At 60.3% G+C, this 12,978-nt stretch carries 13 protein-coding genes; 5 read left to right on the forward strand and 8 right to left on the reverse strand.

Going from position 1 to position 12,978, the window contains the following annotated elements; genetic code table 11:
* Nucleotides 1–50: 50 nt before the first annotated feature.
* From AB8B31_RS04105 to AB8B31_RS04125, 5 genes are all read right to left on the reverse strand, one after another.
* Entirely contained in the window at nucleotides 51–1,451 is a 1,401-nt protein-coding gene (locus AB8B31_RS04105; RefSeq protein WP_026188299.1) for a sensor histidine kinase, read from the reverse strand.
* Between the two features lie 58 nt (nucleotides 1,452–1,509).
* Nucleotides 1,510–2,193, reverse strand: coding sequence for a winged helix-turn-helix domain-containing protein (locus AB8B31_RS04110; protein WP_018449596.1), 684 nt, complete (start codon nucleotides 2,191–2,193; stop codon nucleotides 1,510–1,512).
* Between the two features lie 61 nt (nucleotides 2,194–2,254).
* A complete protein-coding gene (locus AB8B31_RS04115; protein WP_018241023.1) occupies nucleotides 2,255–4,180 on the reverse strand; it encodes an adenylate/guanylate cyclase domain-containing protein in 1,926 nt (641 codons plus the stop codon).
* 478 nt (nucleotides 4,181–4,658) lie between these two features.
* Entirely contained in the window at nucleotides 4,659–5,708 is a 1,050-nt protein-coding gene (locus AB8B31_RS04120) for an LLM class flavin-dependent oxidoreductase (RefSeq protein ID WP_018241024.1), read from the reverse strand.
* Nucleotides 5,709–5,955: 247 nt separating this feature from the next.
* Nucleotides 5,956–6,357: a DoxX family protein gene (locus AB8B31_RS04125; protein ID WP_018241025.1), complete on the reverse strand. Its 402-nt coding sequence runs from the start codon at nucleotides 6,355–6,357 to the stop codon at nucleotides 5,956–5,958.
* Between the two features lie 160 nt (nucleotides 6,358–6,517).
* On the opposite strand from AB8B31_RS04125, the gene AB8B31_RS04130 reads away from it, so the two are divergent.
* Nucleotides 6,518–7,426, forward strand: coding sequence for a LysR family transcriptional regulator (locus AB8B31_RS04130; protein ID WP_018241026.1), 909 nt, complete (start codon nucleotides 6,518–6,520; stop codon nucleotides 7,424–7,426).
* 195 nt (nucleotides 7,427–7,621) lie between these two features.
* Here AB8B31_RS04130 and AB8B31_RS04135 read toward each other — a convergent pair whose 3' ends face one another.
* Nucleotides 7,622–7,936, reverse strand: coding sequence for an EthD family reductase (locus AB8B31_RS04135; protein ID WP_018241027.1), 315 nt, complete (start codon nucleotides 7,934–7,936; stop codon nucleotides 7,622–7,624).
* Between the two features lie 146 nt (nucleotides 7,937–8,082).
* Nucleotides 8,083–8,883 (reverse strand): SMP-30/gluconolactonase/LRE family protein, encoded by an 801-nt coding sequence (locus AB8B31_RS04140; protein WP_018241028.1) that lies wholly within the window; start codon nucleotides 8,881–8,883, stop codon nucleotides 8,083–8,085.
* 285 nt (nucleotides 8,884–9,168) lie between these two features.
* Here AB8B31_RS04140 and AB8B31_RS04145 point away from each other — a divergent pair, with 285 nt between their 5' ends.
* The 4 genes from AB8B31_RS04145 (at nucleotide 9,169) to AB8B31_RS04160 (ending at nucleotide 11,646) form a co-directional block, all read left to right on the forward strand.
* A complete protein-coding gene (locus AB8B31_RS04145) occupies nucleotides 9,169–9,483 on the forward strand; it encodes an ArsR/SmtB family transcription factor (protein ID WP_026188300.1) in 315 nt (104 codons plus the stop codon).
* Nucleotides 9,480–9,839, forward strand: coding sequence for an SRPBCC family protein (locus tag AB8B31_RS04150; protein ID WP_018241030.1), 360 nt, complete (start codon nucleotides 9,480–9,482; stop codon nucleotides 9,837–9,839). The genes AB8B31_RS04145 and AB8B31_RS04150 overlap by 4 nt, the downstream gene beginning before the upstream one ends.
* A 44-nt stretch (nucleotides 9,840–9,883) precedes the next feature.
* The gene (locus AB8B31_RS04155; RefSeq protein ID WP_018241031.1) at nucleotides 9,884–10,501 is read left to right on the forward strand and encodes an ATP-dependent Clp protease proteolytic subunit; all 618 of its coding nucleotides are present in this window, start codon (nucleotides 9,884–9,886) and stop codon (nucleotides 10,499–10,501) included.
* Between the two features lie 338 nt (nucleotides 10,502–10,839).
* Nucleotides 10,840–11,646, forward strand: a complete 807-nt coding sequence (locus tag AB8B31_RS04160) for a class I SAM-dependent methyltransferase (RefSeq protein WP_018241032.1) — start codon at nucleotides 10,840–10,842, stop codon at nucleotides 11,644–11,646.
* A gap of 88 nt (nucleotides 11,647–11,734) precedes the next feature.
* Here AB8B31_RS04160 and AB8B31_RS04165 read toward each other — a convergent pair whose 3' ends face one another.
* A complete protein-coding gene (locus tag AB8B31_RS04165; protein ID WP_026242424.1) occupies nucleotides 11,735–12,844 on the reverse strand; it encodes a sulfite oxidase in 1,110 nt (369 codons plus the stop codon).
* Nucleotides 12,845–12,978: the final 134 nt, after the last annotated feature.

Genomic DNA, 12,978 nt, shown 5'->3' on the forward strand with positions numbered 1-12,978 from the left:
GGCCGCTCCCCCGGGGTGAGCGGTTAGAACCGCTCCTCCGGGATGAGAGGTTAGGGCTTCTCCGCTGGCATCAGCGGGAAGCCGATCGAAACGATGAGGCCGGGATGATTGTCCGCCAGGGTGATCTCGGCCGCATGCAGCTCGGCGATCGCCTTGACGAGGCTGAGCCCAAGCCCGCTTCCCGGCGTCGTGCGGCTCTTGTCGAGCCGGTAGAGACGCCGGAAGACCTTGTCCCTTTCGCCGGCGGGAATGCCGGGGCCGGTATCGGCGACCGAAACGATGGCGCGGCCGCCCTGGCAACGGAGCGAAACCGTGATGCCGGTTCCGGCCGGGCAGTGGTTGATCGCGTTCTCCACCAGGTTGGCGATCATCTGCGTCAACAGATCACGGTCGCCCCGGATGAGCGCGGGACAGCGCTCCGCGATATCAAGCGACATCAGCGCGTCTTCGGCGACGTCGATATAGACCTCGGAAATGACGGCAAGCACGGCGTCGATATCGGTCGCCTGGAAACGCTCCTTGCGGGCGCCGGCCTCGATCTGGGAAATGCGCAGCAGCGCCTCGAAAGTGGCATTGATCCGGTCGCTCTCGTTTCTCGCTTCGTCAAGTAGAGCCGAAACATCCGCTTGCTGGTCGTTGCCGGCCACCGCGGCATCCAGCGTCAGGCGCAGCCTGTTCAGAGGCGTCTTCAGATCATGGGCGATATCGGCGCTCACCTGCCGCATGCTCTCGACCAATCTCTGCAGCCGCTCCAGCGCCGCGTTGATCTGGATTGCCACCGTATCGAGATCGTCGCCGTTTCCGGTGATCGCAATGCGGGCCTGAAGCTGGCCAAGCGAGACATCGTTCATGGTGAGGGCGACCCGGTCGAGCCGCGCCTGGGCTCGAACGGCGAGAAAGACGCCGCCGCCGATCGCTGTCGCCACGACGATCGCGGCGGCCCATTCGAAGCTCACCAGCACGATCCGCAGCATCTCGTCGACATCGTTGAAGTTTTCCGCCACCACCAGGCTGTAGGGGCCGATGGTCGAGACCTGCATCCGGTAGCGTTCATGCCCCTTCAGCCCGACATCCCTGGAGGTGACGGTATAGACGCCGTTCGGGATGCGGGGGGCTGCGAAATTGCCGGCGAGTTTCTTGCCGGCATGGTCGGTCAGCGAGTAGAGCCCGTCGGAGGTCGACTGGAAGCTGGCATAATTGTTCAGCGTGTTGACGAGATCCTCGGTATCGTTGGGCTCGTAGGTCGAGACAACAAGCGAATTCATCTCGGTCAGCGACTGGTCGAGATCGCGGCCGAGGCCGAGGCGCAGCATGTGATAGATGATCGCGCCGCTCAACATGAAGGTGACGACGAAGAGCACGCCGAAAGTGACGGCAAGCCGGAACGGCGTGCTCCGGCGCAGGCTGGAGCATGATGCCGAAAAGTGTGCGCGGTTTTCGGACGACATCATGCTCTTACTCTTTAAATTGCGAACAGGATTTGAGATTTTCAGGCCGATGGGCCTGAAATCATCCTGTTCGAGGCGCATGCAGGCTGTATCCGGTGTTGCGAACCGTATGCAGAAGCTGGGCCTGGAACGGCTTGTCGACTTTGGCCCTGAGGCGGCTGATATGGGTCTCGACGACGCTGGTCTTCGGATCGAAGTGGAAATCCCAGACCCGCTCCAGCAGCATCGTCTTGGTGATGACCCGGCCTTCGCCGCGCATCAGCACCTCGAGCAGGGTGAATTCACGCGGCTGCAGCTCGATCACCTGGCCGGCGCGGCGGGCCTCCCGCCGGATCAGATCGAGCTCGAGATCGGCGACCCTCAGCACCGTCCTCTGCTCCTGCACCGGCGGCCGCCGGCCAAGCGCATTGACGCGCGCCATCAGCTCGGAGAAGGCAAAGGGTTTGACGAGATAATCGTCGCCGCCCGCCTCCAGCCCCTCGACCCGATCGTCGACGCCGCCGATCGATGTCAGGAACAGCGCCGATGTGCCGACCTTGGCGGCGCGCAGTGAACGCACGATCGCCAGGCCATCGAGGCCCGGCAGCATGCGATCGACGACGATGACGTCATAGGCCTCGCGCTGCGCCTGAAACAGCCCATCGCGGCCGTCGCCGAACACGTCACAGACATGCCCGGCCTCGGAAAAACCCTTGGCGATATAATCGGACGTCTTGGTATCGTCCTCGATAAGCAGGATTCGCATCAGCCCGATCGTTCCCGGATGCCTGGGGCAGCAATCTAGCTGATCAGGCTTCGGCCTCAACTTACGGATTTGTAAGGTGCTGGATATCCCCGACAAGCTCCCATAGATCGACCTTCTCGGCGCGTCCCTTGAGCTGCACCAGGCCGAGCGGGCGAAGGTGGAAGCGATCGGCGACCGCGTCGCGTGTGGCCGCACTCACCAGGATCGAGGTATTGAATTCCTTGTTCAGTCCCTCCAGCCGTGAGGCGACATTGATCGTATCGCCCATGGCTGTGTACTGCTGTCGCGAAATCGCGCCAAAACTGCCGACGACCGCCGGGCCGGTGTGCAATCCAAATCGCGTGACGAGCGCGGGACGGCCATTTTGACGATTGGCTTCGTTCACGTCGTCGACCGCCGCTTTCATGGCAAGCGCGCATCGGCAGCCGTTTTCGGCATGTCCGGCATCGGGAACAGGGGCGTTCCACATGACGAAAATGGAGTCGCCGAGATATTGGACGACGGTCCCGCCATGGCGCTCGGCGATGGTGTTCAACAGTTCGAAATAGGCCGACAGCGTATCGACCACGTCCTCGGGCGAATGCTGCTCGGAGATGGTGGTGAAGTCGCGGATGTCGGTGAAGAGCACGGTCACATCCTGCCGCTGCGCCTTGACGGCGGTTCTTCCCTGGGGATCGATGATCCGCCTGACGACTTCGCGCGGAACATAGAGGGCAAACTGGCCGATGGCATGGCGGCTTGCCGCCAGCGCGCTCGCCAGCGTGTTGATCTCCGTTATAAGGGAATGGGAGACGCCCTTCTCGCCGACGTCGAGATCGCCGATCCTGCGCGCCTCGTCCGCCAGGCGATAGAGGGAGCGGCTGACCATGCGCGACAGCATCACCGTTGCAGCGACACCCGCGATCACGAAGGCGCTGGCAATGAGGAGATTGCGCACAAGCAGCCGATTGGCCTCAGCCACCAGGTCCTCCAGCGGCACGACGATTGCGGCCACGCTTCCCTGAAACAGGCCAGACACGCTGACGGGGGCAATCTGCACCAGATGACTTTCACCATCGAAATCGACCCGCGCCAGGCCGCCATTGGCAAAGGCGGGATCCTGCCTGAGCCGGGCCACGGTTGCGAGGCTGGTGTCGAAACCGTTGGCGCTCGCGGCAAAGGCGCCTGCCGTTCTCGACCATAGTCCGATGATCCTGCTCATGACAGCCGGGTCGGAATGGGCGACGAGATCACCGCCACCATTGATGATGTAGGCTCTTGCTCGCGGCGAAATCTGACCCGCGTCCAGCAGGCGGCTGACGGTCTGCAGGTGAATGTTGATGCCGACCACCACCTGGCCATTGTCCCGCATCGGTGCTGCGATTGTCAGCGTCGGAACCTTGAGCGTGCCGGCGACATAGGGTCCAACGGAAACCGGGATACCGTCCTGAACGACGGATTGATACCACGGGCGTTGCCGCGGATCGAAGGATGCATATTCGACGTTCCTCGTCCCTATCTCAATGGCTTGGCTGTCGAGAAAGCGAAGCGTCGATATGACGTCGGTCGTTTGTCTCTGTGCAATCGTTCTGACCGCGAATGCCGTGCCTTCGGGCACCGAGAGGGTCTGGCGAACATCGTCCCTTACCGTATTGATGACCTGCAGGTACGAGCCATCGGGATAGCCCGTGTAGATGCTCGTCGCGTTCGGGACATTTCGCAGAACTTCCAGAAAGAATTGCTGTTTTGCCTTGATATCTTGGGGCGGCGGGGAAGTAAGCTGCGGCAGGGTCGCGGCGAGTGCGACCGCCTCGGTGCCGCCCTGCAGCGTATTCCGGTATCCCTCGATCAGCCGCAAGCTCATCTCGCGCATCTGCTGCACGCCCGCGCTCACCGCAGCATCGCGTCCGTGGCTGAAGGCCATCCAGATGATCGGCGTCGACGTGCACAGCAGCGATGCGACGACCAGGACGCCGAGATGCAGTCTTAGGGGTTTCGACCAGTGCACGAGATTTTCCTCGGAATGCGGACACGTCTCAGCACACGAAGCTCAACAATGGCAGCTAACCGCTTTTTGAAAACTTACACAAGGTGGTGATATCGGTTCTCCGGCGCTCGCGCAGATAAGCTGGCTGCGGCTTCAAGTTTCCCTGCGGCGGGGGCGTCGAAAAAGCCATAGCGAGCTTCCGCGACAAACTCAGAATGGTCGGCATCTCCCCTTGAGCGCCGCCATGAAGCCCGAAGGACCTTCATGACCGGTCGCCGCCACGATAGCACTCTGTCGAAGGGTGCTCGCCGCCCGAGACGCCGGCGCCGTACTGCGGCGGCGTTTCACCATATCGAAGGGAGGGCGGCGGGGCTGAGAACGCCCTTGTCTCAGGTTTCGCCGGGACGAACTGCGCAGGCCGAGGTGAGCTTCTCGGCGTATAGCCGGATCAGTCAAGCGCCTGAGCGGTCTTGGCTCATGACGCTCATTTGCAGCTCGATCAAGCCGATTGGCGCCAGGCCGTTGCTTTACGAACTTTCGGTGCAACTTCAGTGCCAAGCAGCTCGATGGAGCGTCGCATCGCGTCATTATCCAGTGCGGCTGTGCTCATTTGAAAGGTGAACCGCGACACGCCTCCCAAGGCCTTATCGGCGGCGACTATCCGGTCCTCCACCGTTTGTGGACTGCCGACCAGGAACGCGCCGTTCGGGCCGCACATGTGCTCGAATTGCGCCTCTGTCGGCGGCGGCCACCCTCGTTCCTTTCCCGCTTCCGTAAACATCTGAAACCAGCCGGGGAAAAACGCCCCTTTCGCAGCCTTGTCGGTTTCTGCGACAAAGCCGAGAGCATGGACACCGATCTTCCGCTTGTCCGGATCGTGGCCAGCGTCGCGCCAAGCGTCGCGATAGAGTTCCACAAGAGGCCGGAAGCGATCGAAGCTGCCACCGATGATCGCGATCATCAGCGGCAAGCCAAGCGTTCCAGCCCGCGCGAAAGACCCCGGTGTTCCGCCCACGCCGAGCCAGATTGGCAGATCGTGTTGATAGGGACGCGGATAAATTCCCTCGCCCTTCAGCGAGGGGCGGAACCGGCCCTGCCAGTTGACTTTGGGGTTGGCTCTGATCTTGAGCAGAAGCTCGAGCTTCTCGACGAAGAGCGCGTCGTAGTCGCGCAAATCGAACCCAAACAAAGGATAGGCATCAACGGACGAACCACGACCGACAACGAGCTCGGCCCGGCCGCGAGATATAAGGTCAAGAGTGGCGAAATCCTGAAAGACACGGACGGGGTCGGCCGCGCCGAGGACTGTGACTGCGCTTGTCAGCCTGATCGATTTCGTCCGTGCTGCGGCGGCAGCCAGGATTATCGCCGGCGCTGAGTCCAGAGCATTTGCGCGGTGGTGTTCACCCATCCCGAAGACATCCAACCCCACTTGGTCTGCCAGTTCGACCTCGGCGAGGACGCTTGCCATACGATCGGCGGCCGACTGCAACCGGCCGGTGGCAGGGTCAGTCAAAAGCATCGCAAAACTATCGATACCGATTTCCAAGGAGAACTCCTTCCAAGTTTCAATCGCAGTGAACGCTCAGTAGGCGTCCGTCGTGTCGCCGCGTTGTGGCTCCTTCCAGCCCAGCGACTGGCCCATTTGGGTAGTGTGGCAAGATGCCAGACTTAAACACGCAAGGAGTAAAACAGTGAAACGTATCATCAGTGCCTCTGACGAGAGCTGAAACTCATTGCGAGCAAAGTGCGCGCCCGCAATGACGGTGATATCTGGTGATTGAACCGCCTGGCGTTTAACGCAGGGCATCCAAAATGACAGCGAAGCTGCGACGGTGGAGCCACGCCACTGTGCCGGTCATCGCCAGCAACACTATGGCTGGCAATGGATTGCCGCCGATCAGGAAAAGGTGAGTGAGGACGGCGAACACCATGGTGACAGCGAGCGTCAGAGCGCCGAATGCCGTGCTTGCGGTCACCAGCAGCGCGATCGCGCCGCCGACTTCCACGATGCCCGTCAACACGCGAAACCACTGACCAAAACCCACTTGGTCGAAAATCGCCACCATCATCGGCACCCCGGCAATCTTTGCGCCCCCGGCCGCCAGGAACATGGCAGCAGAAAGAAGGCGCAGAGCCCAGGATGCAACACGGACGGCTTTACTCTGTGAAATCAGCGGAGAATATGCGGCTGTCATCGGTATCTACTTTCCCTATGTGCCATGGGCAGGACCAAAACAATTGTCTGTTCCCTCTCATCACACGGTCGAAAGCATTGGGAAAGCCGATATTTAATGATGGATACCATCGTGTAATCCGATATTACACCCATATCGGTTTTGGTGAAGGGAACAGAGATTGGACGGAATAACGCTCGATCAATTGCGCACTTTTGTGGTGACTGTCGATGAAGGGAGCTTCTCTGCGGCAGGCCGCAGACTGGGGCGGGCCCAGTCGGCCGTCAGCGAACTCATTCGCAGCCTGGAAATTAGACTCGGCGTTGAATTGTTCGATCGAGATGGCCGATATCCTCGATTGACCGGAGCAGGAGATTTGCTGCTTCCAAAAGCCCGCGAGATCATCGCCAAGGTGGACATATTCAAATCCTACGCGAAGGGGATGGCCACCGGGCTGGAAGCAGAGCTGTCCGTCGTCATCGACGTGTTCTTTCCCATCCACATAATCGCTGAGGCAGCAAAGGACTTTCGCGAGCGTTTCCCAACTGTTCCCTTGCGTCTGTTCGTGGAGGCGCTGGGTGGTACGGTGGAGCCCATACTTGATCGAAGAGCCAATGTCGGCATCGTTGGCTCTTTGCCGGTCATGCCTTCAGGGATCGCAACCGAGTCTCTCGGCAGTATCCTGTTCAATATCGTTGCTTCCGCAGACCATCCGTTATCATTGATCGAAGGGCCGATTTCCAAGAGCCAACTCGAGCAGCATGTTCAGCTGATCCTCACCGATCGTACGGAGTTATCGGCCGGGCGGGAATTCGGCGTGATGTCTTCGCAGACCTGGCGGCTGGCCGACCTCTTCGCCAAACATACCTTTCTGATCAACGGCCTTGGTTGGGGCGGGATGCCGGAACATGCCGTGAAGACGGATATCGAGGAAGGGCGGCTGGTCTCGCTGATCATCGAGGATTTACCTGCAGGCGGACTTCGACTGCCAGTGTCCATCGCCTATCGATCCGACGATCCACCAGGCCCCGCAGGACGCTGGTTTATCGGTCGACTAACTGCGTGTTCCAACGACAGCTCCATCAAATAGCCCCACCGTCCATGATGGAACACGCGAGCTTCCTCCCCGTCCTGGCGGGTAGCAAGGTGGTTTTCGCTTCAACGGCAACCACACGGTCCCGATCGTCGACCGCTTCGGCACCGGCTACGTCACCATGGATCAGGTGCGCCAGCACTACGCCGATCCCGGACAGTTCAACGGCTACGCCTGACGCGCCGAAGCCCCTTACCCTGCAACGATTTCGCTGATCTGCACGATGGGCGCGATGTCCGTATAGTTGGCGACGTCCGCGACGATCTCGGCGCGGTGGGGACCGAACGCCTCCTGGAATGTCCCCAGGGTCGGCGAGTAGATGTGGCACGCCGCGACGAACTCCGGCGCGCTTCCAGGTTCGCGACCCGCAAGGCCCTTCTCGATCTCGTAGCGCAGGCAGGCATCGCCGAGCCGTTCCTGGATCAGTGGCATGTGGCGGGTGCGGTAGTAGTCGTGATCGAACTTCGAGCCGCCATCGGCAGGATAGTAGACGCTCATCTTGATCATGGTCGGGCTCCTGCCTGAACGCCTCTCCGAGCGTCCGAGGGGACTTTATAGCTCTCCGACTCGTGAAGCGCATCCAGATTTTGGCTGAAGCGAGTTTGACGAGAGCCAGGTAGTTTTCGCTGTGCTTTTCGAAGCGGGTGGCTGACCTAGCCGTGAGGCCAACCCGCCCCGGCCGTCTCGACCTCGACAGACAACAGCTGGCCAGTTCCGCCCATCTGGTCCATCTTGTCCATCCCGAACCATCTGGCGGCAGTTATGTAGAGGGTGGTTCGATCAGGTCCACCCAGTATGCAGGCGAAGGCGCCGCGATCGAGCTTCACGTCATCGAGGAGCGCGCCGCCTTCACGAACCCTGCAGCAGCAGGCATTGGGTACGTCGGCGTACCAGATCGCCCCTTCAGCGTCGAAGCATATGCCATCGGGCCACCCGGGAAGATCGGCCCAAACCCTTCGATGCGAAAGTCGCCCGTCGGCGGCGACGTCAAACGATGTCAGCCGTTTCGCCCAGCTTTCGGCGCAAACCAGTGTGCGCCCGTCCGCAGAGAGAGCCATTCCGTTTGGAAACTGAAAGCCTTCCGCTTGTGTTTCGACCGTCCCGTCCGGATGTATCAGCAAGATCGCGGGTCCGTTGACGTAGATACGGCCTTGCGGATCGATCACGATCTCGTTCCAGCCATTCGCTCCCAGCTCGGCGAACTCTTCCAGTCCGGAGCCGTTGAACCGCAGCAAGTGCGATGCCCCGGACGCGATGACGTACATGTCGCCCTGTGGTCCGAAGTCGAATGACAGGGGCGGGGCTTTCGCGGTTGTCGCCACTCTGACAGTTCCGTGCTCGCTCAAGGCGAGAATTTCGCCGCTTGTCCAATCCGCGAACCAAAGCTCGCCGTCATGCCATCGTGGGCATTCGACCAGCCCCCGGTCTTCCAACCGAACCCTTGTCCTGTTCATTTCGCCCTCCTGTCGTTCTGCGCCCTGGCCCATCGCATGGAGCCACCTTGTAAAGACGAGTAAGCAAAGCCAATACCGACACTTGTCTTGCGAAAAGGGCACGGCCGTATCCCGTACCAGCGGCGTTGACGTCCGGCACACTGTTTAGGACGGCACCGTCATCCGGGCATCGTGGTGCCGTCGGCTGCTGCAAGCCCGGCAGGCGCCGCGTTTCCGGCGGCACTTTCAGCTGGAAATAGGCGGAGACGCCTTGCGAATCACATAAGTATGTGCTTATGTGTTGGCATGATAGAGAACGACATCTTCAAGGCTTTGGCTGATCCCACCCGCTGCGCGATCTTTGAGAAGCTGGCGACCGGAAGCATGAATGCCAGCGCTTTGCGCGATGGCATGAAGATCAGTCAGCCTGCCATGTCCCAACACCTCTCCGTTCTGCGGAGCGCGAGACTGGTGCGGGAGGAACGACAGGGGCGCTTTGTGAACTACGAGGTCGATCCAGAAGGCTTGGCACTCATTGCCGGATGGCTGGCGAAGTATCGCGCCTACTGGCCGGCTCGCATCGACGCCCTCAAAGCTCTGCTGAAGGATATGGATCAATGAACGAGAGCAAGACCGACGATCACCACAAGGGCATCGAGCTTGAGTACGAAATCGACGAGCCGCCGCACAAGGTCTGGCGCGCGATAAGCATTCCGGAGATTCGAGAGAACTGGTTGCCGAAAGAGGCATTGGCCGATCCGGAGGCTGCGTCTCTGACGGCGGGGCAAGAGGTCCGCTACCGGATGCGCGAAAGCGATCCGCCGTTCCTTGAAAGCGTGGTCATCTTTCGGATTACCCCCAACGACACCGGCGGAACCAAGCTGCGGATCATTCACCAGCTTACGGACGTCAGGTTCGATCGGATGACCCGCGCAACCGCAAACAATAATAGCCTGCCCCTCATGCTCGCCGCCTGACGCGGCGAGCTTCCCTTTAAATTCTGGAAGATTGGAGTTCGCCGATGCGCGAAGCGATGCAACTCGTCCCTATGGTGGTAGAGCAATCAAGCAGAGGGGAGCGATCTTTCGACATCTACTCCCGCCTGCTTCGTGAAAGGATCATCTTTTTGAATGGCGAAGTGAACGACACCGTGTCTGCGCTGGTCTGCGCACAATTGTTGTTCCTCGAAGCGGAAAACCCCAAGAAGCCAATCAGCCTCTATATCAATTCCCCCGGCGGCATGGTGACGAGCGGCCTCGCCATGTATGACACCATGCGTTACATCCGCGCTCCGGTGCATACGCTTTGCATGGGGACAGCCCGCTCGATGGGATCGTTCCTGCTGATGGCGGGTGAACCCGGACAGCGGGCAACACTGCCCAATACAAGCATCCTCGTCCATCAGCCATCCGGTGGCTTTCAGGGACAGGCATCGGACATGCTCATCCATGCCGAGGAAATCAGACGGACCAAGGACCGGATGACACGTCTCTATGCCGAGCATTGCGGACGCAGCTATGAGGAATTCGAACGCGCGATGGACCGCGACCGTTTCATGACCGCAGAGGAAGCTCTGGAATGGGGGTTGGTCGACCGCATCCTACAGGTCCGGGAAGAAAATCTGGACGCAACTGCATAAGCGTAGCCTCGGATTGAAATGGTCCATTCATGCGTCGATTGGTTGGAAGAACGCTTGAGAGCAAACCTCCCGGAAGCAGCCTCCTCGGCTCTCGCATTCCGCTATCGTCTCTAATCCTGACCATATCCCCGTCAAGGCTTGCTGTTCCCGCGGGTTCACCGCCCTGAAGGGCGATCCAGACGATCCGGCTGTCCATCAATCTCAGCATCGCGCCGGCTGTGTCATATTTTCTTGAGAAGCGTTAACAAGGTTTCGCTGGATTACCCGGTGTGACGGCAATACGCGCGACCGAATGGCCGTGTTACCGTCCATTCTTGATCGAGAGAGGATGGCAAGCCATGGAAGCCGCAGAACTACGATACAATTGGGCTGATCCCGACGTCTACGAGACATTCATAGGGCGCTGGAGCGAACATCTGGCAAGCCCATTTCTCGCCCGTGCTAATATTGCTCCGGGCAGTCGCGTGCTCGATGTAGCATGTGGGACAGGTGTGTTGTCGAAAGCACTGGCCGAGGCGGGAGCGCATGTGATCGGTGTTGACGCATCTGAGGGATACCTGGAAGGAGCCCGCCGTCGACGATCCCACCCCAATATCGCCTATGAACACGGCGATGTCCGGCACATGCGGTTCGACACTGACTTTTTCGATGCGGCCGTTTCCACGCTGGCCCTGGACGTTATCCCGGAAATTGAACAGGTCGTTGCCGAGATGAAGCGCGTGACCCGTCCAGGCGGCGTGGTCGCGTCCGCCGTTACTCAGTTCTTGGGTGGCATGCCCGCCTTCGATCTCGTCATTAACACCGGCGCCGTGCTTGAGACCGACTTCGCCAGGCTGAGATCCATGCGGGCGGGGCGCCAGCTCTTCTGGCCTAATGGTCAGGCGATGTTGTGGCGGAAGATCGGCCTCGTCGACGTGACGGAGATTCCCGTTGTCGTGGATTGTGAGTATGCGTCCTTCGCGGATTATTGGGCTACGTTCACCGACGGCCCAGGCAGCACCACAAGCACATTGATGGCACTTTCGGACGACGCCCGCGGTTCGATCGAACAGCATGTTCGTGCCGGGTATCTGGTTGGCTTGCCCGATGGACCCCGATCATTTCCGATGATGTTCCGTGTGGTGCGTGGCTTGGTCCCAGCCTGATCCTGGCGAACATGCAAAGCGGACATGACGCAGTGACAAGGCGGGTCGCAGTTGCGCCAAAAGCCGCCATTCCGCCCCATGCGGGTGATCAGATCACGAATTCCTCCTCGTACGTCTGTGGCTTGGGAACGACCGTAACCTCCACCGGAATGATCCAATTGGCCGCGTAGCTCTCGCAGTCGGAACGCTGGAGGTCGGGCTGCACGCATCCAGCCCCATCGATCGCGCGACATCGCAGTGTATATCGCCCCACTTCTTCAGGGGTCCACATGTACTCCCACAAGCGCCATGCAAAGGGACGTTCTGTTTCGAGGAGTCTTCCCTCGCGCCAGCCCTTGCCATCTCCGGTGCAGACCTGCACCTGCCGGATAGCAGCCTCTCCGCTCCAGGCGGCTCCGAAAATCCGGTACGGTTGGCCGGCGATGAGCTGCGCCCCCTGTACCGGACGCGCGATCTGCGCTTTGACCTCCATCTCCGCAAGGGGGACCAGCGTCGGTTCCCCGAGGCTGCGCTCCCAACGGAAATAGTCGCGCGCCTGCCAGTAGCCAAGGAACGGTTGCTCCACAACCGTGATATCAGTGATCCACTTGACCCAAGCCATGCCGAACCAGCCACCCACGACCGCGCGTAGCGGGTAGCCGTGATCGCGCGTCAACGGCTCCTCGTTCATCGAATAGGCAAGGATCGTGCTGTCAGCCATGGCCTTCTCAAGCGGTAGACTGCGCGCAAAAGCGATGGGGCCGGGAGAAGCTGTTTTCTTGTTCGTGTCGACGACGCCGCTGTCGGCGCCTGCGAGCAGAACCTCACATGCGGTTCGCTTAACGCCCGCCATTTCCAAAATGTCGCGCAGAAGAACACCTGTCCACGCGGCATTGCCGACGGCTCCGTTCTGCCACTGCAATCCCTCCCTCGGCGGCTCATAGTAGACGCGCCCGTTCCCTGCACACTCGACGACGGCGGTGAAAGTCGTGCTCCGCATCGCCTTGATGCTGTCGAGGTCAAGTTCGATCGGCCGCTCCACCGCCCCGCCAACGCGCAATCTCCAGTCTCGCGCATCGAGGTCCGGCGACGGGAAATGGTTTCGCACGAAGAACAGCTCGGTCGGGATCAGCCAATCGGAGAGCGACGCAAACGGAAACTCGATATTCTGTGGGGATTTCTGTCGAACGATTAGACTGGGTTGCTCTGGTGTCGGCATCGTCCTCATCTCCCCTTTCAAAAGCACAACGTCGGCTCTCGGTCGCGCGAATTCCGGTGCGATCACACCGCCCCTCGCAGTGCGTCTGTCGCATTCCGCCTTCGGGCCGCATCCTAGCACATATAGCACGTTCC

The organism is Rhizobium sp. 62_C5_N11_2 (genome assembly GCF_051811185.1).
Classification (GTDB): Bacteria; Pseudomonadota; Alphaproteobacteria; order Rhizobiales; family Rhizobiaceae; genus Rhizobium; species Rhizobium leguminosarum.